The organism is Aeromonas sp. S5(2024), assembly GCF_041403025.1.
GTDB classification, from domain to species: domain Bacteria; phylum Pseudomonadota; class Gammaproteobacteria; order Enterobacterales; family Aeromonadaceae; genus Aeromonas; species Aeromonas hydrophila.
Map to the genome: position 1 here is coordinate 1 of NZ_JBGLRI010000017.1, position 25,889 is coordinate 25,889.

At 63.5% G+C, this 25,889-nt stretch carries 27 protein-coding genes; 11 read left to right on the top strand and 16 right to left on the bottom strand.

What is annotated here, in order from left to right; translation table 11 throughout:
* Positions 1–324: 324 nt before the first annotated feature.
* Entirely contained in the window at positions 325–864 is a 540-nt protein-coding gene (locus ACB032_RS21625; RefSeq protein WP_371138739.1) for a gamma carbonic anhydrase family protein, read from the top strand.
* A 79-nt stretch (positions 865–943) separates the two neighbouring features.
* Here ACB032_RS21625 and polA read toward each other — a convergent pair whose 3' ends face one another.
* Entirely contained in the window at positions 944–3,697 is a 2,754-nt protein-coding gene (polA, locus tag ACB032_RS21630; RefSeq protein ID WP_371138740.1) for a DNA polymerase I, read from the bottom strand.
* Between the two features lie 400 nt (positions 3,698–4,097).
* On the opposite strand from polA, the gene elbB reads away from it, so the two are divergent.
* The gene (elbB, locus tag ACB032_RS21635; RefSeq protein ID WP_371138741.1) at positions 4,098–4,748 is read left to right on the top strand and encodes an isoprenoid biosynthesis glyoxalase ElbB; all 651 of its coding nucleotides are present in this window, start codon (positions 4,098–4,100) and stop codon (positions 4,746–4,748) included.
* A 72-nt stretch (positions 4,749–4,820) separates the two neighbouring features.
* Here elbB and ACB032_RS21640 read toward each other — a convergent pair whose 3' ends face one another.
* The 4 genes from ACB032_RS21640 to ACB032_RS21655 form a co-directional block, all read right to left on the bottom strand.
* The gene (locus ACB032_RS21640; protein ID WP_016349028.1) at positions 4,821–5,030 is read right to left on the bottom strand and encodes a cell division protein ZapB; all 210 of its coding nucleotides are present in this window, start codon (positions 5,028–5,030) and stop codon (positions 4,821–4,823) included.
* Between the two features lie 223 nt (positions 5,031–5,253).
* Complete coding sequence (locus ACB032_RS21645; RefSeq protein WP_171281895.1) at positions 5,254–6,534, bottom strand: hypothetical protein; 1,281 nt, start codon at positions 6,532–6,534, stop codon at positions 5,254–5,256.
* A 21-nt stretch (positions 6,535–6,555) separates the two neighbouring features.
* Positions 6,556–7,335, bottom strand: coding sequence for a serine O-acetyltransferase (cysE, locus tag ACB032_RS21650; RefSeq protein WP_371138742.1), 780 nt, complete (start codon positions 7,333–7,335; stop codon positions 6,556–6,558).
* An 8-nt stretch (positions 7,336–7,343) separates the two neighbouring features.
* A complete protein-coding gene (locus ACB032_RS21655) occupies positions 7,344–8,255 on the bottom strand; it encodes a cation diffusion facilitator family transporter (protein ID WP_016349026.1) in 912 nt (303 codons plus the stop codon).
* 86 nt (positions 8,256–8,341) lie between these two features.
* On the opposite strand from ACB032_RS21655, the gene ACB032_RS21660 reads away from it, so the two are divergent.
* From ACB032_RS21660 to trmL, 3 genes are all read left to right on the top strand, one after another.
* Entirely contained in the window at positions 8,342–9,037 is a 696-nt protein-coding gene (locus ACB032_RS21660; RefSeq protein WP_016349025.1) for a response regulator, read from the top strand.
* Entirely contained in the window at positions 9,034–10,389 is a 1,356-nt protein-coding gene (locus ACB032_RS21665; protein WP_371138743.1) for an ATP-binding protein, read from the top strand. The genes ACB032_RS21660 and ACB032_RS21665 overlap by 4 nt, the downstream gene beginning before the upstream one ends.
* A gap of 68 nt (positions 10,390–10,457) precedes the next feature.
* Positions 10,458–10,928 carry a tRNA (uridine(34)/cytosine(34)/5-carboxymethylaminomethyluridine(34)-2'-O)-methyltransferase TrmL gene (trmL, locus tag ACB032_RS21670; protein WP_371138755.1) on the top strand — a complete coding sequence of 157 codons (471 nt, stop codon included), beginning with the start codon at positions 10,458–10,460 and terminating at the stop codon, positions 10,926–10,928.
* A gap of 28 nt (positions 10,929–10,956) precedes the next feature.
* On the opposite strand, the gene dinF is transcribed toward trmL, so the two are convergent.
* From dinF to lexA, 4 genes are all read right to left on the bottom strand, one after another.
* On the bottom strand, positions 10,957–12,342 hold the full coding sequence (gene dinF / locus ACB032_RS21675) for an MATE family efflux transporter DinF (RefSeq protein WP_371138744.1): 1,386 nt from the start codon (positions 12,340–12,342) through the stop codon (positions 10,957–10,959).
* A 22-nt stretch (positions 12,343–12,364) separates the two neighbouring features.
* Positions 12,365–12,991 carry an SCO family protein gene (locus ACB032_RS21680; RefSeq protein ID WP_045790911.1) on the bottom strand — a complete coding sequence of 209 codons (627 nt, stop codon included), beginning with the start codon at positions 12,989–12,991 and terminating at the stop codon, positions 12,365–12,367.
* 221 nt (positions 12,992–13,212) lie between these two features.
* Positions 13,213–13,500, bottom strand: coding sequence for a hypothetical protein (locus tag ACB032_RS21685; RefSeq protein ID WP_101150965.1), 288 nt, complete (start codon positions 13,498–13,500; stop codon positions 13,213–13,215).
* Positions 13,501–13,939: 439 nt separating this feature from the next.
* Entirely contained in the window at positions 13,940–14,563 is a 624-nt protein-coding gene (gene lexA / locus ACB032_RS21690) for a transcriptional repressor LexA (RefSeq protein ID WP_011704201.1), read from the bottom strand.
* A gap of 204 nt (positions 14,564–14,767) precedes the next feature.
* On the opposite strand from lexA, the gene plsB reads away from it, so the two are divergent.
* Positions 14,768–17,191 carry a glycerol-3-phosphate 1-O-acyltransferase PlsB gene (gene plsB, locus ACB032_RS21695; RefSeq protein ID WP_011704200.1) on the top strand — a complete coding sequence of 808 codons (2,424 nt, stop codon included), beginning with the start codon at positions 14,768–14,770 and terminating at the stop codon, positions 17,189–17,191.
* Positions 17,192–17,256: 65 nt separating this feature from the next.
* Here plsB and ubiA read toward each other — a convergent pair whose 3' ends face one another.
* Complete coding sequence (gene ubiA, locus ACB032_RS21700; RefSeq protein WP_011704199.1) at positions 17,257–18,120, bottom strand: 4-hydroxybenzoate octaprenyltransferase; 864 nt, start codon at positions 18,118–18,120, stop codon at positions 17,257–17,259.
* Positions 18,117–18,653, bottom strand: a complete 537-nt coding sequence (locus ACB032_RS21705) for a chorismate lyase (protein WP_041216379.1) — start codon at positions 18,651–18,653, stop codon at positions 18,117–18,119. The genes ubiA and ACB032_RS21705 overlap by 4 nt, the downstream gene beginning before the upstream one ends.
* A gap of 145 nt (positions 18,654–18,798) precedes the next feature.
* On the opposite strand from ACB032_RS21705, the gene ACB032_RS21710 reads away from it, so the two are divergent.
* Entirely contained in the window at positions 18,799–19,233 is a 435-nt protein-coding gene (locus tag ACB032_RS21710) for a flagellar basal body-associated FliL family protein (protein WP_011704197.1), read from the top strand.
* A 105-nt stretch (positions 19,234–19,338) separates the two neighbouring features.
* On the top strand, positions 19,339–19,509 hold the full coding sequence (locus ACB032_RS21715; RefSeq protein ID WP_005307551.1) for a hypothetical protein: 171 nt from the start codon (positions 19,339–19,341) through the stop codon (positions 19,507–19,509).
* Between the two features lie 13 nt (positions 19,510–19,522).
* Here the strand turns inward: ACB032_RS21715 and ACB032_RS21720 are convergent, their stop codons facing one another.
* The 4 genes from ACB032_RS21720 to ACB032_RS21735 all read right to left on the bottom strand — a co-directional run bounded on the left by ACB032_RS21720 (position 19,523) and on the right by ACB032_RS21735 (position 22,223).
* Complete coding sequence (locus ACB032_RS21720) at positions 19,523–19,864, bottom strand: DUF2799 domain-containing protein (RefSeq protein WP_371138745.1); 342 nt, start codon at positions 19,862–19,864, stop codon at positions 19,523–19,525.
* A 129-nt stretch (positions 19,865–19,993) separates the two neighbouring features.
* Positions 19,994–20,116: a hypothetical protein gene (locus ACB032_RS21725; protein WP_016349017.1), complete on the bottom strand. Its 123-nt coding sequence runs from the start codon at positions 20,114–20,116 to the stop codon at positions 19,994–19,996.
* Positions 20,117–20,190: 74 nt separating this feature from the next.
* Positions 20,191–21,171, bottom strand: coding sequence for an MDR family oxidoreductase (locus ACB032_RS21730; protein ID WP_011704193.1), 981 nt, complete (start codon positions 21,169–21,171; stop codon positions 20,191–20,193).
* A gap of 29 nt (positions 21,172–21,200) precedes the next feature.
* Positions 21,201–22,223 carry a LacI family DNA-binding transcriptional regulator gene (locus tag ACB032_RS21735; RefSeq protein ID WP_024946139.1) on the bottom strand — a complete coding sequence of 341 codons (1,023 nt, stop codon included), beginning with the start codon at positions 22,221–22,223 and terminating at the stop codon, positions 21,201–21,203.
* 252 nt (positions 22,224–22,475) lie between these two features.
* Between ACB032_RS21735 and ACB032_RS21740 the strand changes: the two genes are divergently transcribed.
* From ACB032_RS21740 to ACB032_RS21750, 3 genes are read left to right on the top strand one after another with little or no spacing between them, the layout of a single operon-like run.
* Positions 22,476–22,919, top strand: a complete 444-nt coding sequence (locus ACB032_RS21740; RefSeq protein WP_005307534.1) for a PTS sugar transporter subunit IIA — start codon at positions 22,476–22,478, stop codon at positions 22,917–22,919.
* Between the two features lie 32 nt (positions 22,920–22,951).
* Positions 22,952–23,239 (top strand): PTS sugar transporter subunit IIB, encoded by a 288-nt coding sequence (locus ACB032_RS21745; RefSeq protein WP_026142047.1) that lies wholly within the window; start codon positions 22,952–22,954, stop codon positions 23,237–23,239.
* A gap of 60 nt (positions 23,240–23,299) precedes the next feature.
* Positions 23,300–24,556: a PTS ascorbate transporter subunit IIC gene (locus ACB032_RS21750; protein WP_011704190.1), complete on the top strand. Its 1,257-nt coding sequence runs from the start codon at positions 23,300–23,302 to the stop codon at positions 24,554–24,556.
* A 66-nt stretch (positions 24,557–24,622) separates the two neighbouring features.
* Here ACB032_RS21750 and waaA read toward each other — a convergent pair whose 3' ends face one another.
* A complete protein-coding gene (waaA, locus tag ACB032_RS21755; protein ID WP_371138746.1) occupies positions 24,623–25,888 on the bottom strand; it encodes a lipid IV(A) 3-deoxy-D-manno-octulosonic acid transferase in 1,266 nt (421 codons plus the stop codon).
* Position 25,889: the final 1 nt, after the last annotated feature.

Consider the following 25,889-nt stretch of genomic DNA (forward strand, 5'->3'; position numbering starts at 1 on the left):
ACAGATTGCTTGATTCAAATTGTTAAAGAGCGACGCAGCTTTTGGCTGCTGCGGGAGTGGCATTCTACTCAACCGCCTTCTCGAGTCAAGCCTTATTTGCAAAGGCTTTTCAAGGCTACCGACCCGGTTGTTTGCGTTGCCGCTTGCCGTGTCGATGGAGGCGCATTATAGGGAACGGATTCTTTCTGGCAACCCCTCATCGGCAATAAAATTGCAAAAAACTGCACTTTTTTAGTTATTCATATCCAAGCACAGCTTTTATACAAACTTATCCACAGAAACCGGGCTCGAATTGCTAGAATGGCCGAAAACAAGGAGGCCGAGATGGACTTGCGACTGAGACCTTACAAGGGAAAACGCCCGCAATTGGGCAAACGGGTATATGTGGACCCCTGCGCCACCCTGGTGGGGGATATCCAGCTGGGTGACGATGCCAGTATCTGGCCCATGGTAGCGGCACGGGGGGATGTGAACCATATCCGCATCGGGGCGCGCAGCAACATTCAAGACGGCACAGTGCTGCACCTGACCCGCAAGAGTGCCAGCAACCCCGGCGGCTATCCGCTGCTGATCGGCGAGGATGTCACGGTCGGTCATAAAGCCATGCTGCACGGTTGCACCATCGGCGACCGGGTGCTGGTCGGCATGGGTGCCATCCTGCTGGATGGGGTGATCGTTGAAGAGGATGTGATGATCGGGGCGGGCAGCCTGGTGCCGCCTGGCAAGCGGCTCGAGGCCGGCTTTCTTTATATGGGCAATCCGGTCCAGCAGGCCCGAGCCCTCAAGCCGGCCGAGATCGCCTTCCTCAAGGCCTCGGCCGACAACTATGTACTGCTCAAGGATGAGTATCTGCAAGAGGCCTGATACCCCGCCACCACAAACAGGAAGCCCGGCATCATGCCGGGCTTCTCTTCTTATATAGCTATATGACCGTCAGACGGGATCAGTGGGCCTGATCCCAGTTGTCACCGGTACCCGCTTCCACCACCAGCGGCACATGCAGCTCGGCTGCGGCTGACATCTTCTCCTTGATGATGGCGATGTACTCTTCCAGCTTCTCTTCGCGGATCTCGAACACCAGTTCATCGTGCACCTGCATCAGCATGCGGATCGACTGGTCTTCAATTCCGAGGATCCAGCCATCCACGTTGATCATGGCACGCTTGATGATGTCGGCGGCCGTACCCTGCATGGGTGCGTTGATGGCGGCCCGTTCGGCCGCCTTGCGCAGACCTGCGTTGCGCGACTTGATATCCGGCAGATAGAGGCGGCGGCCAAACAGGGTTTCGACATAGCCCTGGGCATCCGCCTGCTGGCGGGTTCGCTCCATGTACTCCAGCACACCCGGGTAGCGTTCGAAGTAGAGATCCATGTACTTCTGCGCTTCGGCACGGCCGATCCCCAGTTGCTTGGCCAGACCGAAGGCACTCATGCCATAGATGAGGCCGAAGTTGATCGCCTTGGCACTGCGGCGCATGTCGCTGGTCACCGCCTCGAGCGCCACCCCGAAAACCTCGGCGGCGGTCGCCTTGTGGATGTCCTTGCCCTCGGCGAAGGCAGTCAGCAACCCCTTGTCGCCGGAGAGGTGCGCCATGATGCGCAGCTCGATCTGGGAGTAGTCCGCCGCCACCAGCTTGTAACCGGCGCACGGGATGAAAGCCTGCCGAATGCGGCGTCCCTGTTCGTTGCGCACCGGGATGTTCTGCAGGTTGGGATCGGTGGACGAGAGCCGGCCGGTCGCCGCCACCGCCTGATGATAGGAGGTGTGCACCCTCCCGGTCTGCGGCTTGATCATCAGCGGCAGCTTGTCGGTGTAGGTGGACTTGAGCTTGGCCAGCCCACGGTGCTCCATCAGCAGTTGCGGCAGCTCATAGGTCTCCGCCAGCTCGGCCAGCACCTCTTCCGCAGTGGATGGCGCTCCCTTGGGGGTCTTTTTGATGATCGGCAGCCCCAGCTTGATGAAGAGGATCTCCCCCAGCTGCTTGGGCGAGGAGAGATTGAACTCCTGCCCGGCCAGCTCGTGGGCCTGTTTCTCCAGCTCTGCCAGACGCACTTCGATCTCCTGACTCTGCTGGTGCAGCAGCTTGGGCTCGATGGTGGTACCGAGTCGCTCCATCCGCGCCAGAACCGGCAGCAGCGGCAATTCGATCTCGCTGAACACCTTGGCGAGACCCGGCTCGGCAGAGAGCTTGCCCCACAGCGCCTGATGCAGACGCAGGGTGATGTCGGCATCTTCCGCCGCGTAAGGAGCCGCCTGCTCCAGTTCAATCTGGTTGAAGGTGAGCTGCTTGACCCCCTTGCCGGCGATATCTTCAAACGAGATGGTCTCGGCATTCAGATATCTGCGGGCCAGCGAATCCATGTCGTGGCGGCTGGCAGTGGAGTTGAGCACATAGGATTCGAGCATGGTGTCATAGGCGATGCCCTGCAGATCGATACCGTGATTAAGCAGCACGTTGCGATCGTACTTGAGGTTCTGTCCCACCTTGAGACGGGTCGGATCTTCCAGCAGCGGCTTGAGCTTGCCCAGCACCACGGCCTCGGTCAGCTGCACCGGCGCCCCCAGATAGTCGTGGCCGAAAGGCACGTAGGCCGCCTTGCCCGGCTCGATGGCAAAGGAGACGCCCACGACGCGCGCTTCCATATAGTCGAGACTGGTGGTCTCGGTATCGAAGGCAAACAGCGGCGCCGTCTGCAGACGGGCCAGCCACTCGTCGAATTCGGCCTCGTCCAGGATACAGCGATAGTCGGTCTCGATGGCAGCTACCGGGGCGGCGCCTTCATCATCACCCTCGGCGCCGCTCTCCTCCGCGCCGCCGGACTCCAACTCTTTGATCAGGTTGCGCAGCTCGTACTCACGGTAGACCGCCAGCAGAGCCTCCTTGTCGATGGGGCCGAGCTGCAGCTCTTCCAGGCTCTGTTCCAGCGCCACGTCGGTCTTGATGGTAGCCAGCACGTAGGAGAGGCGCACCTGCTCCTCCTGCTCGCGGAACTTGTCGGCAAACGCCTTGGAGCCACGGAAGCCGAGCGCAGCCACCTTGTCGAGGTTGGCGGCGATCTCGTCGATGCTGCCGATCCCCTGCAGCAGGGCCAGCGCGGTCTTCTCGCCGACGCCGGTCATGCCGGGGATGTTGTCCACCTTGTCCCCCATCAGGGCCAGGTAGTCGATGATGAGCTCGGGCGGTACGCCGAACTTCTCGATCACCCCTTCCCGATCGGTCTTCACGTCTTTCATGGTGTCGATCAGGGTGACATGGTCGGAGACCAGCTGTGCCATGTCCTTGTCCCCCGTGCTGATCAGCACCGGCAACTGCTTCTCGGTCGCCTGACGGGCCAGAGTGCCGATCACATCGTCGGCTTCAACGCCTTCCACCATCAGGAAGGGGAAGCCCATCGCCTTGATCATCTGGTGGATGGGGGCAACCTGACTGCGCAGATCGTCCGGCATGCTGGCCCGGTTGGCCTTGTATTCGGGATAGATGTCGTCGCGGAAGGTCTTGCCCTTGGCATCGAACACCACGGCCACGTGGCAGTCGGGGTACTGCTTGCGCAGGCTGCGCATCATGTTGGCCATGACACGGACGGCGCCGCTCGGCAAACCAGTCGAGGTGCGCAAATCGGCCTGCTGGGAGGCAAAGAAGGCGCGGTAAAGATATGAAGAGCCGTCGACCAGAATAAGGGGATTGCTAGGGGCCATGAAATCGTCCTGCCAGAGATAAACAGCCGCTAGGATGCCACAGGGCCCCCCTCACACCAAGAGGGGCAAAGACCCTGCCGGCGGATCCTCACAGGCCATCAATCTGTGGATAACTCTGTGCTCAAAAATGGGGGGCAGTATGAACCACAGTGATAAAACTGTGCACAAAAATATAAAAACCAATAAATAACAATTGGTTGCATATGTAAAAACCGATCGCGAGACGACTTGAATGATCTCGATCAATGTGGAAAAAAATTTAAGGGAGTAAGTACGGCAGGATCTAAAACGAAACAATCCTAGCACAGCAAGATGACTTGACCAGCTGAGGACGAACGATAACCATACAAAAGTACAACAATCCATTCTGGCTCACATTTTCAACAACGAGGAGTCTGTCATGAAAAAAGTGGCCGTGATCTTGAGTGGCTGTGGCGTCTTTGACGGGGCCGAAATCCACGAGGCTGTCATCAGTCTGCTGGCGCTGGCCAGGCAGGGCGCAGCAGTCCAGTGCTTCGCTCCCAATGTTCCACAGCTCCATGTGATCAACCACCTGACCGGGGAAGTGAGTGAAAGCGAGCACCGCAACGTGCTGGTTGAAGCGGCCCGCCTCTGCCGTGGCCAGATAAGGGACGTGGCCGAGCTGGATGCGGCCGACTACGATGCCCTGCTGGTGCCGGGTGGCTTTGGCGCCGCCAAGAACCTGTGCGACTTCGCCATCAAGGGAGCCGAGTGCCAAATCCAGCCGGATGTATTGAAGGCGTGCCAGAGCTTCGCCAAGGCCGGCAAGCCGGCCGCCTACATCTGCATCGCACCGGCCATGATCCCGCTCATCTACGGGGCCGGCACCCTGGCCACCATAGGCCATGACGAGGGCACCGCCAACGCCATCGAGGCGATGGGAGGCAGCCATCTCAACTGCCCGGTCAACGAGTTCGTGGTGGATCAGGAGCGCAAGGTGATCTCCACCCCCGCCTACATGCTGGCCAACAACATAGTGGAGGCGGCGGACGGCATCGAGAAGACTGTCAAACAGCTGCTGGCACTCTGATTGCCAGACTGACCCAAACAAACGGGCCGCTCATGGAGCGGCCCGTTTTCAATTCTCGCGGATGGCGATGACTCAGATGCTTTCGCCCATCTGGTCCATCTTGCCCAGCAGGGCACGCAGACGCTCTTGCCAGGCGACGTGCTCGTTGCGCAGCTGATGGTTCTCGTCTTGCAGCTTGTTGTTCTGCTCTTTCAGCTCGTCCAGCTCCATCTTCAGCAGGGAGATGTTGTCGACGGCGGATTGTACTTTGGATTCGAGTTGCTCAAGGACTTCTAGTGACATATGCATACCTGTATGTTCAATTGCGATGCCCCACAGAGGGCGATTCAAGCGCGTGAAGCCAGCATACCCCGAGCCTATCGGCACAAACAAGCCGGTGCGCTGTAAAATGCGCCTTCCATGGATGTATTGCCTAAATATGCGTCTATTTTTCTCGCATCCTGCGCCCAGGCCACGGCCGGCCCCGCACAACCGCCCTACACGCCCTTGCCGCAAGCCCGCATCATCAGGCGTGCAGGGCGATATAGGCCCCCAGCAGCAGACAGGCGACCCCGTACATCAGCAGGCCGTAGAGCAGGTTGCCGCGCAGAATCGCCCCGGCACTCAGGTTGTAGCGGGAGGCCAGCGCCAGGTTGGAGCCGGAAAGCGGACTGGTGCCGGTAGCCAACCCCCAGCCCAGCAGGAAGCACATGCCAAGCAGGCTGGGATCCGGCGAGAGCGGCCACAGCAGCGGCGCCAATCCTGAGATGCTGATGAGCGGGTGCACCCCGACGATGGCCACCAGCAGGATCAGCAACAGAGTGAGCGAAGACTCCAGCCAGCCGAAGTGATGGAAGAAGGGCAAGCCGTGGCCGCCACTCAGCTCAAGCACCGACAGCGCACTGTTGATGCCGGCGGCCAGCAGACCCGCCCCCAGAAACAGCACCAGTTGGCCGCCGATGGCGGGGAAGCGTTCCACCACCTGCCGCTTGAGGGCCGGGCCGCGCCCCGCGCTCGGCATGAAGGCAAAGGCCAGCAGCGGTGCCACTAGGGCGATCACCGCCAGGATGCCGAGATCCGGCCAGATCTGCTTGATCAACAGCACCAGCAGGGCCAGTGCCACCGGCAATCCCAGGGTCTGCAGCCGCAGCGGATAGCCGGCAAAGTCCGCCACCCCCAGCCGCTCCACCTGCCAGGCGGTCAGCCCCATCGCCAGCAGGGTCGCCACCACCCCGAACGGCAGGATGCGCGACAGCTGCAAGCCGGGCGCATAGGTGAGCGCCACCGCCATGGCGACGAAGAAGGGGGACCAGAAGGCCGCCGCGCAGAAGATCCGGCTCAGCACCAGCACCTGACGCCGCTCAAGGGTGCCGTTACGTTCCAGCCGATCGCCGATGATGAACAGCACCGAGAGGTTGATGACGGCCCCCAGCAGGTTGAGGCTGGCCATGGTGCTCCACAGCCCCTTGCGCCCTTGCCATGAGGTGGTACCGGTCAAGAGACCCGAGGTGGCGAGATTGAGGGTGCTCACCGCCGCAAACATGGTGAGCATGTTGATGTTGGGCAGCAGCCAGTCACCGGCGGTGAGGCTTGCCCCCCGCCAGCAGGAGAAGATCAGCAGTGCCAGCGCCGCGCCGTACAGGGCCAGCGCCTGGCGCCGCGCCGCCCCCACCAGCCAGGGCCAGGTGAGCAGTGAGGCCCCCCAGGCCGCGATGGCCGCCGGCCAGGGGGAGAATCCCAGATAGAGGTGCAGCAGATTGAGCAGCCACATCCCCAGGATCAGATAACCCGACCAGCGCTTGGCCATCGATGCACCTCGGTCAGGGGATCAGAGACACTGATCCATGTCCAGCGAAGGCTTGTCGCACTCCGGACGCCCCACGATCTTGGCGGGTACGCCCGCCACCGTGGTGTGCGGCGGCACCGGGTTGATCACCACGCTGCCGGCGCCGATCTTGGCCCCCATGCCCACCTCGATGTTGCCGAGCACCTTGGCGCCCGCCCCTATCATCACCCCTTCCCGGATCTTGGGGTGACGATCGCCACTCTCCTTGCCGGTACCACCCAGGGTGACGCTCTGCAGGATGGAGACATCGTCCTCGATCACCGCCGTCTCGCCGACCACGATGCCGGTGGCATGGTCAAACATGATGCCCTTGCCGATGCGGGCGGCCGGGTGCACGTCCACTCCGAACACCACCGAGATCTGGTTCTGCAGGTAGAGCGCCAGCGAACGGCGCCCCTGGCGCCACAGCCAGTTGGCGACCCGGTAGCCTTGCAGGGCATGGAAGCCCTTGAGGTAGAGCAGCGGGGTGGAGAAGAGATCAACCGCCGGGTCGCGCTCCTGCACCGCACAGATGTCGGCCGCCACGACCGCCAGCAGCTGGGGCTCGCTGCGCAGGGCCAGCTCGATCACCTCGCGCAGGGCGATGGCGGGCATGGTGGCGCTGTCGAGCTTGTTGGCCAGCTGGAAGCTGAGGGCCGAACGCAGGTTCTTGTGATTGAGAATGGTGGAGTGGAAGAAGCTGGCCAGCATGGGCTCTTCGGTCGCCATGCTCGCCGCTTCTTGCTGAATTTTTTGCCAGGTTCTGGCAACCAGATCATCCATGTTGCAGCCTACTGTTGTTCTGAGGGAGTGCCTTGCTGTTCCTTGTGCACCACGGAGATGGGATCCATATGAATGATGACATCCATGCGCTCGAACGCCTGACGAACCGCCAGTTCGGCTTCATCGGCAATCTGATGGGCCTTGACCAGAGGGAGCTGATCGTCCAGTTCCAGATGCAACTGCACGAAACGGGTCGGACCGGATTGGCGGGTGCGCAGATCATGCACCCCGTGTACACCTTCGACGTCACAGCAGAGGGCCATTATTCTCGCTTGTTCCTCGGCTGGCAACTGACGATCGAGCAGCGCCTGCACCGATTCATAGCCGATGTGCAGCGCTCCCCACAGCAGGAACAGCCCGATCAGGATGGCAAACAGGCCGTCGGCCCAGTACCAGCCCTGCCCCGCCAGCACCAGTGCCAACAGCACGCCGCCGTTGAGCAGCAGGTCGGAGCGGTAGTGCAGCATGTCGGCCTTGATGGCCACGCTGTTGGTCTTGCGGATCACCAGGCTCTGGAAGCTGACCAGCAGCAGGGTCAGCACGATGGAGCCACCGCTGACCCACAGACCCGCCTCAAGCCGCTCCAGCGGCGCCTGCTTGAGCAGGGAGGAGATGCCGTGCATCACCAGCAGCAGGGCGGAACCGGAGATGAAGGCCGCCTGGATCAGCCCGGCCAGCGACTCCGCCTTGCCGTGGCCGAAGCGGTGTTCGTCGTCGGCCGGTGACAGGGCGTAGCGGATCGCCAGCAGGTTGATGATGGAGGCGCTCACGTCCATGAAGGAGTCGGTGAGGGAGGCCAGCAGGCTCGAGGAGTCGGTCATCAGCCAGGCGATCAGCTTGCCGGTGATCAGCAGGGTGGCGGTCGTGACGGCGGCCATGCTGGCCAGCGTCACCCAGCGGGAATATTGTTGATGGCTCAAAACCGGCTTTCCTCTTGCGGTTAAAAATCTATTATACCCTGACCCCGACGCCGGATTGGCGCGAAAAATCAGCGGAATGACTTCAGATGCACAAAATACTCCTGGTCGACGACGATCTCGAGCTGACCCAGTTGCTCACCGAAATTCTGACCCTGGAAGGCTTCCAGGTGACCGTCGCCGAGGATGGCGAAGAGGGCTTGCAACGGCTGGCCGAACAGCACTTCAACCTGGTGCTGCTGGACGTGATGATGCCCAAGCTCAACGGCTTCGCCATGCTGGCCCGACTGCGCAAGACCCACGACACCCCGGTGCTGATGCTGACCGCCCGTGGCGACAGCCAGGATCGGGTCAACGGGCTGGAGGCCGGGGCTGACGACTATCTCGCCAAGCCGTTCGACGATCGGGAGCTGCTGGCCCGGGTGCGCGCCATCCTGCGCCGAACCCAGGGTACCCAGCCCCAGCGCGGCGGCAGCTCGGAAGAGGTACGCTTCATGGATCTGGTGCTGCAACCCGGCCTGCAGCAGGCCAGCTGCCACGGCGAACTGCTGGAGCTGACCGCCACCGAATTCGGCCTGCTGGAGTGCCTGCTGCGCAACCCGGGCCAGATCGTCAGCAAGAGCCAGCTCTCCGAGCTGGTGCTCGGCAAGAAGCTGGAGCCCTTCGATCGCGCCATCGACATGCACCTGAGCAACCTGCGCAAGAAGCTGCCTGAGCGTACCGATGGCCAGCCCCGCTTCAAGACGGTGCGCGGCAGAGGTTATCTGTGGCTGGAACAGGCATGAGAACCGCCCGCACCTTCAACGGTCTCTCCACCCAGATCTTCCTCTGGTTCTGGTTCATGCTGTTGCTGGTGGTGGCCGCCGTGGTGATCCTGCCAACCCTGGATCCCCGCAACATCATTCCGCTGCCGGCCCACGAGATCACCCGCCTCAACAACAACCTGAAGGCGCTGCAGAAGGGGGCTGACCCCAATCAGGATTTCGATCTGGCCCAGGCCATCGATGCCGCCGGTCTGCTGCCGGTCGACAACATCTATTTGCGCGATGCCAAGGGGCAGATGCAGTCCAGCACCCGCCTGAGCAAGTTCGTGATCCGTTTCATGCTCGACTCGGACAACCCCGCCAAGCCCATGCTGGGCAGCGAGCACAAGCGGGCCATCGCCGGCCCCTTCCAGATGACGCATCACGGCCAGATCTACCACATCTACTTCGGCCTCAATGTCGAGAACTCCTATCTGTTCCTGTTCATCCAGATCCTGGATCACCCGATCCAGATCCTCGGCATCGCCATGCTGGTCAGCACCCCGCTCTGTCTGCTGCTGGCCTGGCGGCTGACCCGCCCCATCCTGCAACTGCAGCAGTCGGTCTCCCAGCTGGCGGAGGGCAATCTGGAGGCGCAGATCCCCAACCTGGGGCGGCGGGACGAGATCGGCCAGCTAGCGGATCACGTCAGCCACATGGTCGATACCCTCAAGAACATGATCCAGAAGCAGAAGCAGCTGCTCTCCGACATTTCCCACGAGCTGCGCAGCCCGCTCACCCGCATCCAGCTGGCGCAGGCGCTGATCCGCCGCAAACAGGGGGACAGCAACGAGCTGGCACGGATCGAATCGGAGATCGGCCGGCTCGACAAGCTGATCGGCGACCTGCTCGACCTGTCGCGGGTACAGCAGCATGTGGAAGCGCCGGTGGTGATGCCGTTGGCCGATCTGCTGGAGCCCATCCTGGACGATGCCATGTTCGAGGCCAACCAGAGCGGCAAGCAGCTCCGGCTGCCGCCGCTGCCGGCTGAATCGCTGCGGATGTGGCCTGATCTGCTGGCCCGAGCACTGGAGAACCCACTGCGCAACGCGCTCAAATACGCCCGCGAGTTCATCAAGGTGGACTGGTATCGGGAGGGACTGGAGTGGGTGATGACCATCCGTGACGACGGTCCCGGCGTGCCGGTGGCGCAGCAGGCCCAGCTGTTCCTGCCCTTCTTTCGGGTGGACGATGCCCGCAACGCCAAGACCGGCGGCACCGGGCTGGGGCTGGCCATCGCCGCGGAGGCCATTGCGCGCCACGGCGGCACCATCCGTGCCAGCAGCAATCAACCGGCCGGGCTGACCATCACCATCCGCCTGCCCATCAGCTGAGCAGACTCTTTTCATCCGCACGGGCGCTGGGTATGCTGGCGCCCTTTTCGCCCCATCAGGACGCCGTCATGCTCGACATCGTGCTCTACCAACCGGAAATTCCACCCAACACCGGCAACATCATCCGCCTCTGCGCCAACACCGGCTATCGACTGCACCTGATAGAGCCGCTGGGGTTTGAGTGGGATGACAAGCGGGTGAAACGGGCGGGGCTCGACTACCACGAGTTTGCCGAGGTGAAGCGCTGGCCAAGCTTCGAGGCCTTTCTGGCGGCGGTGGCACCGACGCGGGTATTCGCCTGTACCACCAAGGGGCGCACCGCCCATTCGGCGGTGCAGTTTGCCGCGGGCGATGCCCTGCTGTTCGGGCCCGAGAGCCGCGGCCTGCCCATCGGGATCATCGAGAGCCTGCCGTTCGAGCAGCGGTTGCGCATCCCCATGCTGCCCCAGAGCCGCAGCATGAACCTCGCCAATGCGGTAGCGGTGTTCGTCTATGAAAGCTGGCGCCAGCTGGGCTACGCCGGCTCGCTGCAGGAGTAATCCCGACAGATCCAGGCAGACGTCAACGTCAGGAGGAAGCCTGCTGCGCCGCTCCCACCCCGTGGGCTGAATGCAGCAGCCGGCCATCGCGCTCCAGCTGCCAGCAGAGCCAGCCCAGCGTCACCCCCCGCCCCGCCATCAGGGCCGCCATCGCGGCCCACAAGGCCGCCACGCCCCAACCCTGACAGAGCCACCAAACCGGGAAGAAGCCGCACAGTGCCGCCACCAGCATGCTGTTGCGCATCTCCCGCGCCCGGGTCGCTCCGATGAAGACCCCGTCCAGCAGGAAGCACCAGACCGCCAGCAGCGGCATGGCGATGAGCCAGGGCAGCTGCGCGTTGGCGGCGGCGATCACCGCCGGCAGATCGGTGATGTGCGCGATCAGCCGGCTGCCGCCCACCGCAAACAGCAGGCTGAACGTCAGGGCAATCAGCAGCGCCCAACCGAGATTGAGGACGATGGCCTCCCGCAACCCCTGCCGATCCCGCCGCCCGATGGCGCGGCCCACCATGGCCTCCACCGCGTAGGCGAAGCCATCCAGCCCGTAGGAGATCAGCATCAGGAAGTTGAGCAGCACCGCATTGGCCGCCACCGCCACATCCCCCAGCCTGGCCCCCTGCAGGGTCATGAAGGCGAAACAGAGTTGCAGGCAGAGGGAGCGGATGAAGATGTCCCGGTTCAGGGCCAGCAGTCGCAGCAACGCGGGCCACTGACGCCAGCGCTGCCAGGCACCCTGCCACGCCGATGCGGCCAGCCGGCGCAGGTGACGGCTCACCAGCCAGAGCCCCAATCCGAGTGCGCTGTAGTCCGCCAGCAGCGAGGCGGCGGCGACCCCTTTCACCTGCCAGCTCAGCCCCAGCACGAACCAGGCATCGAGCCCCATGTTGACCAGATTGGTGAAGATCAGCAGCAGCATGGGGCTGCGCGCATCCTGCATGCCCAGCAGCCAGCCCATGATCACCAGGTTGCAGAGCGCCGCCGGGGCGCTCCAGACCCGCACCGAAACATACTCGGCGGCATAGTGCTGCACCTCGGCGGAGCCACCGCTGAGCGCGATGAGAGTGGGGATCAACGGCAGCAACAGCAGCAGCAATATCACTCCCAGCCCGACGGCGAGCCCCAGCGCACGGGCCAGGGTGTCGAGCTGGCCGGCCGGGCTGCTGGCACCGTGAGCCTGGGCGGTCAGCCCCGTGGTGGACATCCGCAGGAAGCCAAGAAGCCAGAACAGCAGATTGATGAGGGTGGCGCCGACCGACACGCCGCCGAGGAACCAGGCCTGACCGAGATGACCGATCACCCAGGTATCCACCAGCCCCAGCAGCGGAGTGGTGACATTGGAAAACACCATGGGCAGGGCCAGGGCAAACACGGCGCGGTGGCGCCGCCCGTCCCGCCACCAGACAGGGGTCAACATGTCGCAGGGAGCCCGTTGCTCATCATGCGTCGTCCAGCCGCACTATCTTGGCAAAGTCCGACACCATGCTCGCCATGACGACCCTGGGCACACTGCCCTCGCTCACACGGGGGCGAAACACGGCCTCCAGCTTGCCGGCTGGATTGATCAGCACGATGGAGGCGGAGTGGTCGATCAGGTAATCCTTCTCACCCTGGTCGGCGATGGAGTAGATGAGCCCCAGATTGCGCACGAAGGGGAACAGCTTGTCGTGGGGGCCGGTCGCCGCCTTGAACTCCGGGTTGAAGAAGGCGGTATAGGTCTTGAGACGGGCCACGTCATCCCGCTGCGGATCCGCCGAAATGAACACCACCTGGCTGCTCGGGGCGATCTTTTTCAGCTCGGGGTAGACGGAACGCAGATCCGCCAGGGTGGTCGGACAGATGTCGGGACAGAAGGTGTAGCCGACGAACAGGAAGGTCCAGTGGCCGGTCAGGCTGGCGGGGACGAACGGCTGACCATCCTGATCGGTGAAGGCGAACGGATTGATGTCCCGCCCCGCCGGGTAGTAGTCGGCATGCTCGGGCAGGGAGGGCTGGTTCCAGTAAAATCCGGCCATCATGCCCCCGACCAGCAGCAGAAACAGCAAGGGGTAACGCGGTTTAACCATAAGAGAACAGACCCTTTCACTTCGACATACCCGCCAACCGGGCCCGAATGGAAGAGCCATTGTAACCCAGCCGGCGCCACACCGGTCACCCCCTTGTAGCGGATGCCCGTTCGCTGGCCAACTTCCGTCAGAAGATGACGCAAGGGCCGATGATGCCGGCCCGAACCCGCCCAAAACAACAGCCCCACCATGGGGTGGGGCTGTACAAGAAGCAGTGACGCTCAGGGCTGCTGTCGACGCCGCTCATGCGGGCGTCTGGATTGTGCCCGCAGCGGGATGACGGGGGCGGTCCAGAGGGCGTCGGCCAGCCCGCCGTCATGATGGCTGTGAAACAGGCGCACCAGCCGGACAATCTTGTCCTTGGGGCACCCCAGCCAGATGGTCCAGCAGGCACCCTTGTGGTGTACCCAGAGGGCATAGAAACGGGTCATCCGGTTACCCTTGATGAAACGGGTGATGGAAGAAACGGGCGATGCCAGACCCGGATCCCATGGCGAGCTTGAAGCCATACCTGTCCTCCTCGATCAACAGGTCACGCCAACCGGCACCGCCCATCACCACCTGGGTGAATGAGTCGATGACTGCCGCGTGTCGACTGCGCGAGTGTGCCGCTGCGGTGCCGACTGCCGGCGCCCTGCTGACCACTCTCCCTTCTATCCCGCAAGCGCCTCTTTGCCAGGTGTGCGCTGCACACCGCACGAGGCTGTTGTTTTTTCCGGCTGCCCTCCGGGTTCCTGCTATCAGCGATCTGGATAACGCGCGTCATGGCGAGCAGCGGGGGCGGCTCAAGCCAACGAGTCCGCCCTACCAAATGATATATCTGAAATGAATCGCCTGCGGTCACCGCCCGCAGACAAAAGTGACGGGTATCAGGATCTGATTGAAATCATGGGGAAAGGAGTACAGAAACGAAACGGCCTCCCGCAGGAGGCCGTTTCATGGCAGGGATTACATCCAGTCGGCGTTGCGAATGACACCGACCGCCAGCCCCTCGATGGTGAGCTGTTGGCAGGAGAGATCCACCTCGATGGGGGAGAGCTCTTCGTTCTCCGGCAGCAGCCACACCTGGCTGCCCTTGCGCTGGAAGCGCTTGACGGTGACATCCTCGTCGAGCCGTGCCACCACCACCTGGCCGTTGCGCACCTCCTGGGTCTTGTGTACCGCCAGCAGATCGCCATCCAGAATGCCGATGTTCTTCATGCTCATGCCCTGCACCCGCAGCAGGAAGTCGGCCCGTGGGTGGAACAGGGCCGGATCCACCTGGTAGTGGCTCTCGATATGTTCCTGCGCCAGGATGGGCTCACCGGCGGCCACCTTGCCAATCAGCGGCAGACCGCTCTCTTCCAGCGGCTCTTCCTCTTCGAGCAACAGGCGGATACCGCGGGACGTGCCCGGCATGATCTCGATGACCCCCTTTTTGGCCAGGGCCTTCAGATGTTCCTCGGCCGCATTGGCCGACTTGAAACCAAGCTTCTGGGCTATCTCGGCGCGAGTCGGCGGCATGCCGGTTTCGTTCATGTTCGCCTTGATCAACTCCAGCACTTCGGCCTGGCGGGGAGTAAGGGGTTTCATAGCATGGGCACCTGTCTTTTTATACAGCACACTGGCAGTATATACAGTGCAGTGGCCAAGGCAAGGCGCAGCTGACATTTGTCGCGGCCCGGCGCTCATTTGCTGCAGATTTGATCCCGCGCAGCCGACTCATCGTACCTCTCGGCGACAAGCAGTCGGTGATTTGCTATGCTCACGCCGCATTTTTTTGGAGAGCAGACGCACATGTCCCTTGGACAGAACATTTCCAGAGCCATCTTGCAATGGCCGGTCAGCGGCTTGGTCAATCACAAGAGCCTGCCGGAAAATCCCATCACCGAGCTCAAGCTGGATCCGGCCAGACCCATCGTCTACGCCCTGAAGACCAGCTCGATCACCGACCTGATGACCCTGCAACAGTGCTGCGAGGATCTCGGCCTGCCCGGCCCCTTCACCCCGCTGGAGCTGAACGGCCAGTTGCTGCCCCGTTATGTCTGTCTGGACCGTCCGCCTCCCCTGTTCGGCAAGCGCAGCAAGCCGCTGCCCTTCCTGCAGGAGTTCCACCAGCTGCTGGATCTGCACAAGCAGGATCCGGCGCTGGATATCCAGGTGGTGCCCGTCACCCTGTTCTGGGGCCGTGCCCCCGGCCGGGAAGGGGAGGAGGCCTCCGGCTGGAACATCATCAGCAGCCTGGCGCCAAACCGCCTCAAGAAGGCGTTGATCGTGATCCTGAAAGGACGCGAGAACCTGGTGCGCTTCTCCCCGCCGCTCTCCCTGCGTCACATGGCGGACAAGCACGGCACCGACGAGGCCATCGCCCACAAGCTGGCGCGGGTCGCCCGCACCCACTTCAGCCGCCAGCAGCTGGCCGCTACCGGCCCCAAGCTGCCCAACCGCAACCTGCTGTTCAAACAGCTGCTCGATTCGAACGTCATTCAGCAGGCCATCGAGGAAGAGGCCCAGCGCGAGGGGATCAGCCTGGAGAAAGCCCAGAAACGGGCCCACGGCTACATGGACGAGATCGCCTCCGACTTCTCCTACCGGCTGATCCGGCTCGGCGAGAGCTTCCTCGGCTGGCTGTGGAACAAGCTCTACCGCGGCCTCTCCGTCAACGGCGCCGAGAAGGTGCGCCAGCTGGCCCAGGAAGGGCACGAGATCGTCTATGTGCCCTGCCATCGCAGCCACATGGACTACCTGCTGCTCTCCTACGTCATCTACCACCAGGGCATGGTGCCGCCCCACATCGCGGCGGGCATCAACCTCAATTTCTGGCCGGCGGGCCCGATCTTCCGCCACGGCGGTGCCTTCTTCATCCGCCGCACCTTCAAGGGCAACCCGCTCTACAGCACGGTATTCCGGGAATACCTCAACCTGCTGTTTGCCAAGGGTTATTCGGTGGAGTTCTTCACCGAGGGCGGGCGTTCGCGTACCGGCCGCCTGCTGCCGCCCAAGACCGGCATGCTGGCGATGACCCTGCAGGCCATGATGCGCGGGCTGGACAGACCGGTGACCCTGGTGCCCGTCTATCTGGGCTACGAGCACGTGATGGAGGTGAACACCTACCACAACGAGCTCAAGGGCAGCCGCAAGGAGAAGGAGAGCTTCCTGCAGGTGCTCGGCATCCTGCGCAAGCTGCGCAACTACGGCCGCGGCTTCGTCAACTTCGGTGAGCCGCTGACCCTCAACAATTACCTCAACGAGCACGTGCCCAGCTGGAAGGAGCACATCGGCGAGGAGGAGCGTCCCGAGTGGATGGCGCCCACCGTCAACCAGCTGGCCGAGCTGCTGATGACCCGCATCAATGGGGCTGCTGCCGTCAACGGCCTGACCCTGAGCGCGCTGGCGCTGCTGGCCGCCGAGCGTCATGCGCTGACCCGCGACGAACTGCAGGCCCAGCTCAACACCTATCTGGACCTGCTCAAGCAGGTGCCCTACAGCCCGCACAGCACCATCCCGGACGAGGATGCCAAGACCCTGCTGGATCAGGCGATGGAGCTCAACAAGTTCGAGGTGAGCGAGGACAAGCTGGGCCAGATCGTCAGCCTGGACCGCTATCAGGCGATCCTGCTGACCTACTACCGCAACAACATCCTCCATCTGTTCGCCATGCCCTCCCTGGTGGCGGCCCTGATCGAGCGCTGCGAGGGGATCTCCCGCAGCGAGATCGTTGCCCGTTGCATCGACATCTACCCGCTGCTCAAGACCGAACTGTTCCTGCGCTATGAAGAGGACGAGCTGCCGGAGCTGGTCGATGCCCTGCTGGCCGAACTGCAGCGCCAGCAGCTGATCGAAGCCCGCGACGGCGGCTTCTGGGTCAATCCGGTCAACCAGACCCGCCTGCTGCTCTTGGCCGAGAGCATCCAGGAGACCCTGCAGCGCTACGCCATCGTGCTGACCCGGGTGCTGGCCCAGCCCCGCATCGAGGCCGAGCAGCTGGAGGCGGACGGCCTGATGATGGCGGAGCGCCTCGGCACCCTGCACGGCATCAACGCCCCCGAGTTCTTCGACCAGAAGCTGTTCAGCACCCTGATCCACACCCTGCGCAGCGAAGGCTACCTCGACCCGGGCTGCAAGCCGGATCTGGGCCGCTTCCAGGCGCTGGCCGACAATATAGTGCCGCTGCTGAGCACCAAGATCCGCCGCACCATCCAGGCCGGCAACCGGCTCTGACCCCGCTCGCACGACACCATAAAAAAGGCCGCAACATGCGGCCTTTTTTCATGACAGGGGCTGGCTCACAGGTAGTTGATCACTACCCCGGCAAAGATCAGCGCCCCCACGTAGTTGTTGTTGAGAAACGCCTGGAAGCAGGCCTCCCGCTGCCGCTCGCGGATCAGCCGCTGCTGATAGACGAACAGCGCCGCCGCCGCCAGCAGCGACCAGTAGTAGCTGGAGCCCAGCTCGCTCAACTGCCCCACCAGCAGCAGGATCAGCAGGGTCAGCAACTGCAGCGCGCCGATGATCCGCTTGTCGTGGCGGCCGAACAGGATGGCGCTCGACTTGAGGCCGAGCTTGAGGTCGTCGTCCCGGTCCACCATGGCGTACTGGGTGTCGTAGGCGATGGTCCACAGCAGGTTGGCGAGAAACACCAGCCAGGCCACCGCCGGCAAGGCGTTGGCCTGGGCCGCATAGGCCATGGGAATCGACCAGGAGAAGGCCATGCCGAGCACCAGCTGCGGGATCGGGATGTAGCGCTTCATGAAGGGGTAGCAGACCGCCAGCAGCAGGGCCGCGAACGACAGGCCGATGGTGAGCGGGTTCATGGTCAGTACCAGGGCGAACGAGATGAGTGCCAGTACCGCAAACAGCGCCAGCACCTCCCGCGGCTTGACCTTGCCCATGGGCAGCGGCCGGCCGGCGGTGCGCTTCACGTGACCGTCAAAGTTGCGATCCGCATAGTCGTTGATGACGCAACCGGCGGAGCGCATCAGAAACACCCCCACCACGAACACCAGCAGGGTCCAGAGATCCGGCAGGCCGTCAGCCGCCAGCCACAGCGCCCACAGGGTCGGCCACAGCAGCAGCAGGGTACCGATGGGCTTGTCGATGCGGGCCAACTGCACGTAGGCCAGTCCCCGCTCCTTGGTTAACAGATTCACTCCAGCTCCTTGTTGCATGACAGAGAGGGCAAGAAGAGTTCATGGACCAGCAGTGGCCATTGCCCCAGAAACAGACGGGAACGACGTCCCCAGACGATGCCGGCCGGACACCAGGGATTGCTCGCAATCTCGAAACAGGCCAGTTGCAGGTGATCGCGCCGGGCAGGCTCGTCACCAAAGATACGTTCGCCCAGGGGTTGCTCACCCAACTCGCGCAGACCGCTCTCTTGCAGCGCGGCTTCGGCAAACAGGGTCCAGCCCAGTACGGCCGGCCCATGATCGCCGTGCAGGATCACCTCGCGGCACAGGCCCATGGGATGCTCGGCGACCACCAGCTGCTGCTCGTCGGCATCGAGGGCGACGCTGCGATTGCCAAACAGTTGTACCGAGAAGTGGCGATTGTGGCGACGCAGGCGCCGGGTCATGGAATCGGCCTCCAGCAACCAGGGCAGCAAGGCCTCGGGCGGCTCGCACTGCGCGGGCGTCTGCCAGGGCACGAGCCGGGCAAGGGGAACAGTCAACTCGGACTTCACAGCTTCACCATCCGGAGATTTCCGTTATCAGGTTAAAATCCGGTTTATTATCCGTAAATCAATCGAGAATTGTAAGAACATCCGTGCTTGACGGCCCCGATGGCAGCATCAAAAATGGGGTATCTCTTGCTGATGAGCCATCCCTATGAAGCTATTCAAATTTCTGCTGGTGTTGTTGCTAAGCTGCGGTGCACTTCAGGCCTATGCCTCCGAAGGGGGGGAAGCCCCTGCAGAAGGGGAAGCTGCCGCCGCCAAGCCGGGTTTCTTCTATCACCTGCTGGATCCCGACATCATCACCAACTACCTGAGCGATGGCAAAACCCTCGGCTACGTCCGGGTGACGGTGGAGCTGATGGCCGAGAACGAGGCCGACCTCAAGCTGCTGGAGCAGCATGACCCCCTCATTCGTGACGCCATCATCCGGCTGATGGGCAGCAAGAGTGCCGACCAGATCAAGTCGCTGGTCAGCCGTGAAGACCTGCGCAAAGAGTGCCAGACCCGGGCCAACGAGCTACTGGTGAAGGAGACCGGCAAGAAGGCGGTGCGCGAGCTGATCTTTACCAAGTTCCTCTATCAGTAATCTCCCGTCACCACGAGCGGGCCACGAGATCATCCTGGCCCGCTCGCTGTTTTAGAAATGAAAATTGATTACACTAGGGCCCACCGAGTTGTCGAGGTAGTCGAGATGGGCAACAAGACCCTGTGTGAATGGCGTCGCAGCGAGATCCCGGCCGATCTCAAGACCCTGCGCAAAATCGTGCGCAAACCCAAGTTCGTCTGTGGCAAATGTGCCCGCAGCGCCAACGACAAGAGCTATCTGTGTCAGCCGCTGCGGTTGAAAGAGAAAGAAGCCTGAGTCGCCAGCCCGGCTACTGATCGGTCCAGCCCTGGCGGCCCTGCTCGAACAACCGGCGCGCCTGGACGTCATTGGGGCAGACCCCGCGATACTCGCCACCGGAACGGCCCGCCAGATAGAGGTGCTCCGGCCGGCAATACCAGGCCAGTCCCTTCTGATGCCCCTGTTTCCACAGCTCGGCATCCACCTTCTCGCCGCACTGGGCCTGATGAAACTCGACCCGCTCGGCGTTAAAGCCCAGCTTGCCGTCGGCCTCCCCCACCTCGCTCCACACCTTCTCGCACGGATCGTCCGAATGGGAGGCGCAGCCCCCGAGCAGAACGGCAAATACTATCACCGAGAGTCGCATAATCATCCTTGAGTGTCGTTTGAGCAGTTCATTCTAGCCAGAGCCGCAGCCCCCTCCAAGCACCTCTCCCCATTCCTGTGAGCCGCCCAAAAAAACAGGCGGGCCCGAGGCCCACCTGTGTATTCAATGCGCGGATTACTGGTCGTCGAGAGGGTCATCATCCTGCCAGCTCTCGTCTTCCCATTCATCCAGCTCTTCTTCCCAGGATTCCGGCTCCCAATCGTCATCGAGGTCGTAATCCGGCTTGTGTCCACCCATGCTCATTCTCCTTGGATAGTGCACCCGCACTCAAAGTCTATCCAGAAAAATGGGGCTCGCCAGTCAGGGCTGGATCAAAGTTTGACCAGGGTGCGCCCCGCGATTTGCCCTTGGGTGATGGCTTCGGCGGCCTCCGCCACCTGCTCCAGCCCGATCTCGGTGACCGCCTGCGCAAAGAAGCTGGCGGGCAGATCCCGCGCCAGTCGCTGCCACGCCAGTTGGCGGCGCGCCAGCGGGCACATCACCGAATCGACCCCCTGCAACCGCACGTTGCGCAGGATGAAGGGCATCACGCTGGTAGGCAGATCGAAGCCACCCGCCAGCCCGCAGGCCGCCACGGCGCCGCCGTAGTTCATCTGGGCCAGCAGCTTGGCCAGCACCTGACTGCCGACGGTATCGACCGCCCCGGCCCACAGCTGCTTCTCCAGCGGCTTGGCGGGCTCCAGCAGCTCGCTGCGCGGCACGATGCGGCTGGCACCGAGCGCCGTCAGCAGCTCGCCCTGCGCCTCTGGGCGGCCGGTCAGGGCCGCTACCTGATAACCCAGCGCGGCCAGCAAGGCGACGGCGGTGGAGCCCACCCCGCCGGCGGCGCCGGTCACCAGGATCTCGCCGCTCTGCGGGGTCACCCCCGCCTCTTCCAGTGCCAGTACGCAGAGCATGGCGGTCAGACCGGCGGTACCGATGCACATGGCCTGGCGCTCATCCAGCCCGGCCGGCAGCGGCACCAGCCAGTCGGCCTTGACCCGCGCCTGTTCGGCCATGCCGCCCCAGTGCCCTTCCCCCACGCCCCAGCCGGTCAGCACCACCTTGTCGCCCGGCTGATAGCGGTCGTCGGCAGATTCCAGCACGGTGCCGGCGAAGTCGATACCGGGCACCAGCGGCCACTGGCGCACTATCTTGCCCTTGCCGGTGATGGCCAGCCCGTCCTTGTAGTTGAGGGAACTGTAGCTCACCGCCACCCGCACCTCGCCGGCCGGCAGCTGACTCTCGTCCAGCCGGGTCAGGGTCGGCACCGTCTTGCCGTCTTGGTTTTCCAGTAACAGAGCCTTGAACATGGTTGCCTCTTTGATGAGTGTGAAAGGGGTCAGCTGCTTTGCCGCTTCTGCAGCTGGAAATCGAGGGTCAGCGCCGAGCCCATGACGGGTTCACCGGCCAGCTGACGCAGGATGAGATCGGCCGCCTCCTGTCCCATCCGCTGATAGGGGATGCGGACCGAGGTGAGGGCCGGATAGCAGGCCCGCGCCACGTCCAGATCGTCGAAACCGGCGATGGCGAGCTTGCCCGGCACGTTCAGGTGGCGGCGCTGGCATTCGAACAACACCCCGGCCGCCAGCTCGTCGTTGACGCAGACCAGTGCATCCAGTTCGGGCCAGCGCAGCAGGAACTCCCCCAGCATGGCCGCCCCCGTGCTGAAGCTGGGCCGCTCCGAGGTGTTGATGATGGCATCGGGGGAGAGGTAGTTGTCCAGCAGCGCCTTCTGCCAGCCCTGCATGCGCTGCTGCAGCATCCACTGCTCCTGGCGGGCGCAGAGAAAGCCGATATTGCGGTAGCCGCGCTCGATCAGGTGGCGGGTCAGCTGGTAGCCGGCATCGAAGTTGGAGACCCCGACGTTCATGTCGATGGGGCTGCGAGCCATGGCCCCCACCTCCACCACCGGCAGGCGGGCCGCCTGCAGCCGCTGGCGGATGGTCTCGCCGGGATCGCTGCCAAACAGCACCACGGCCGCCGGATTGTGCTGCAGAAAGCTGGTCAGCAGGCTCTCCTCCTGCTGCTTGAGGTGCTGGGCATCCCCCAGCATGATCTGGTAGCCCTCGCCCCGCAGCGTCTGCTGCAGCCCGGCGATCACCTCGCCGCAGCCGCACTCGGTCAGGCTGGGCACGATCACCACTATGGTCTGGGAGGTGGCGGACGCCAGCGCCCCCGCCGCCCGATTGGGGATATAGCCGAGTTCGTCCACCGCCGCCTCGATGCGCTCGCGCATCTTGTCGGACACCAGCTCGGGGGTGCGCAGGGCGCGCGACACCGTCATGGCCCCCACGCCGGCCAGCTGGGCCACATCGTTGAGGGTCACCCGACCCGTGCTACGGCGTTTCTTCGCTTCTGACATCCTTTCCCTTCCTCGGCATACGGGTGCTCACTTTAAGGCAAAAGCGGGGCACTGACTATTTGCTCAAACCGGATTTTACCTCCTTTGAGCCAGAGAAGGGGCAAGATGAATCCCTTCTATGGGAGAAATGATAGCGCTATCACAGATCGATGTTAGCGCTATCTGGTAGCGCTAACTTTCGCGATCAGGCTCACAGTTATCAGCCGGCAAGATCGCTAGATTGGCGCCATCTTATCCAGCCCGGACATTGCCATGCTGACCCAATTGCTGACCGAGGAGGTCATTTCCATCGAAGCGGGTGCCCGCGACTGGCGTCACGCCATCGAGCTGGCCACCGCCCCCCTGCTGGCCAACGGCACCATCGAGCCCTCCTATGTGGCGGCGCTCTATCGCTCCCACGAAGAGCTCGGCCCCTACTACGTGCTGGGCCCCGGCCTCGCCATGCCCCATGCCCGCCCGGAAGACGGAGTCAACCGGCTGGGACTGGCGCTGACCGTGCTGAAGGAGGGGGTCAACTTCGGCTCCGAGGGCAACGACCCGGTCCGGCTGCTGGTCACCCTGGCCGCCAGCGACAGCAACTCCCACGTGGAGACCATCGCCCAGCTGGCCGAGCTGTTCATGAATGAAGAAGACGTGGCGGCCATCATGGCGGCCACCAGCAAAGACGACATCCTGCGCATCCTGGCGCGTTATTGAGTGGCGCCCTGCGCCCGACAGAGGAAGAGCACATGAAGATTCTGGTTGTATGCGGACACGGCCTGGGCACCAGCCTGATGATGGAGATGAGCATCAAGAGCATTCTCAAGGAGCTGGCCGTGACGGCTGAGGTGGATCACCGGGATCTCGCCTCCGCCGGCAGCGAGCGCGCCGAGATCTTTGTCGCCACCCGCGACATCGCCGAACAGCTGGTCAGCATGGGCGTCGACGGCCGGTTGGTGTCGCTGGACAACATGGTCGACAAGGCTGCCATGAAAGAAAAACTCGCCATCGCCCTGCGCGAGCTGGGCGCACTCTAACCCCTTTGCGACTATCTGGGCGGCCGGTGAGCCGCCGCTTCCATCTGCTTGGAGCTGACCATGGAATTTTTCAATTTTCTGATGTTTGACGTGCTGTCGGAGCCGGCCGTGCTGGTTGGCCTCATCGCCCTCATCGGTTTGATCGCCCAGAAGAAACCGGTGACCGAGTGCATCAAGGGCACGGTCAAGACCATCATGGGCTTCGTCATCCTGGGGGCCGGCGCCACCCTGGTGGTGAACTCGCTGGGCGACTTCGCCACCATCTTCCAGCACGCCTTCGGCATCAAGGGGGTGGTGCCCAACAACGAGGCCATCGTCTCCATCGCCCAGCAGTCGTTCGGCAAGGAGATGGCGATGATCATGTTCTTCGCCATGCTGGTGAACATCCTGATCGCCCGGCTCACCCCGTGGAAATTCATCTTCCTGACCGGTCACCACACCCTGTTCATGTCCATGATGGTGGCAGCCATCCTCTCTGCCGGCGGCATGAGCGGCATTCCGCTCATTGCGGTGGGCAGCCTGGTGGTCGGCGTGACCATGGTGCTGTTCCCGGCCCTCGCCCACCCCTACATGAAGCAGATCACCGGCTCCGATGACGTGGCGCTCGGCCACTTCTCCACCTGCTCCTACGTGCTGGCCGGCTGGATCGGCGCCAAGTTCGGCAACAAGGCCCACAGCAGCGAAGAGGTGCAGGTGCCCAAGAGCCTGCTGTTCCTGCGCGATACCCCGGTGGCCATCTCCTTCACCATGGGCATCATCTTCCTCATCACCTCCGCCTTCGCCGGGCCCGAGTTCGTCGCCAGCGTCGCCAAGGGCAAGCACTGGTTCATGTTCTCCCTGATGCAATCCATCACCTTCGCCGCCGGGGTCTACGTGATCCTGCAGGGGGTGCGGATGGTCATCGCCGAAATCGTGCCGGCCTTCAAGGGGATCTCCGACAAGCTGGTGCCCAACGCCAAACCGGCGCTGGACTGCCCCATCGTCTTCCCCTACGCCCCCAATGCGGTGCTGATCGGCTTCCTGTCGAGCTTTGCCGCCGGCCTGGTGGGCATGGTGCTGCTCTACCTGCTGGGGCTCACCGTCATCATTCCAGGCGTGGTGCCGCACTTCTTCGTCGGCGCGGCAGCCGGGGTGTTCGGCAACGCCACCGGCGGCCGTCGCGGCGCCCTGCTGGGGGCCTTCGCCAACGGCCTGCTGATCACCTTCCTGCCGGTATTCCTGCTGCCGGTGCTGGGGGATCTCGGCTTTGCCAACACCACCTTCAGCGATGCCGACTTCGGCGTGGTGGGGATCCTGCTCGGCCTGATCGTGCGCTGAGCCAGCCTCGCCAAAACAAAAACGGAGCGCCATGCGCTCCGTTTTTTTATGTCCGCCTGCCCGGATTCAGTCATTCTCCAGGCTGGCGAGGCAGTGAGACAAGGTGCGCGCCAGCGCCCCCTGGTTGCGCAGCACCACGGCGCGGGCCTGCTCGCCCATCTCCCGACGCTGGCTCTCGTCGGCCAGCAGCACACTCACCTGCTCCCCCAGCTCGGCGGCATCGGCCACCACGGCGGCGCCCCCCTGGGCCACCAGCTGGCGGGTGATGTCGCTGAAGTTGAAGTAGGCGGGGCCGCTCAGACAGGGTTTACCCAGCGCAGCCGGCTCCAGCAGGTTGTGGCCGCCCACCTTGACCAGGCTGCCGCCGACGAAGGCCACGTCGGCCGCCGCCAGCATCAGCGGCAGCTCGCCCATGGTATCGCCCAGATAGATCTTGTCGCGCTCGCCGACCGCACTGCCCGCCGTGCGCCGCACGCAGCCGTAGGGGGCGCACTGCGCGGCCACCCGCTCGAACCGTTCGGGGTGGCGCGGCACCAGGATCAACAGGGCCGACGGCTGCGCCGCGAGCACCCGGTCGAAGGCGGCCAGCACCTGCTCGTCCTCCCCCTGATGGGTGCTGGCGGCGATCCAGACCGGCCGATCCGCCCCCAGCAGTTGGCGCAGGGCACGGCCCTTGGCCTGCACCTGCTCATCGAGCTGGATGTCGAACTTGATGGAGCCGGTCACCGCCAGCCGCTCGCGCCCCAGCCCCAACCGATGGAAGCGATCCGCGTCGTCTTGGTGCTGGCAGAGCAGGTGGGTCAGTGGCCGGCTGAGGGCATCGAACGCCCCCTGAAAGCGGCCATAGCGCCGGCAGGATCGCTCCGAGAGGCGGGCATTGATGATGGTCACCGACAGGTGGCGCGCCTCGCAGGCGGCCAGCCAGTTCGGCCACAGTTCGGTTTCCATCACCCAGAGCGCGCGCGGTTTGACGGCATTGAGGAACGCCGCTACCGCCCAGGGGTAGTCGAGCGGCGCGTAGCGGTGCTCCACCAGATCCCCCAGCCTGGCAGCCTGCTCGGCGCCGGTGCGGGTGGTGGTGGTGAGCAGGATCGGCAGATCGGGCCGCTCGGCCTTGAGGGCGCGGATGAAGGGGCTGATGGCCAGCGTCTCCCCCACGCTCACCGCATGGATCCAAAGCGGCGCCTCCTGCCCGGTGGCGGGCGTTCGCCCCAGGTGCTCGGCCCAGCGCTTGCCAAAGCCGGGCTTGCCCTTCTTCGGCTTGTAGAGCGCCAGCAGCGCCAGCGGCAATCCCAGATGGATCAGCAGGTTGTAGAGCAGCCGATAGCCCATG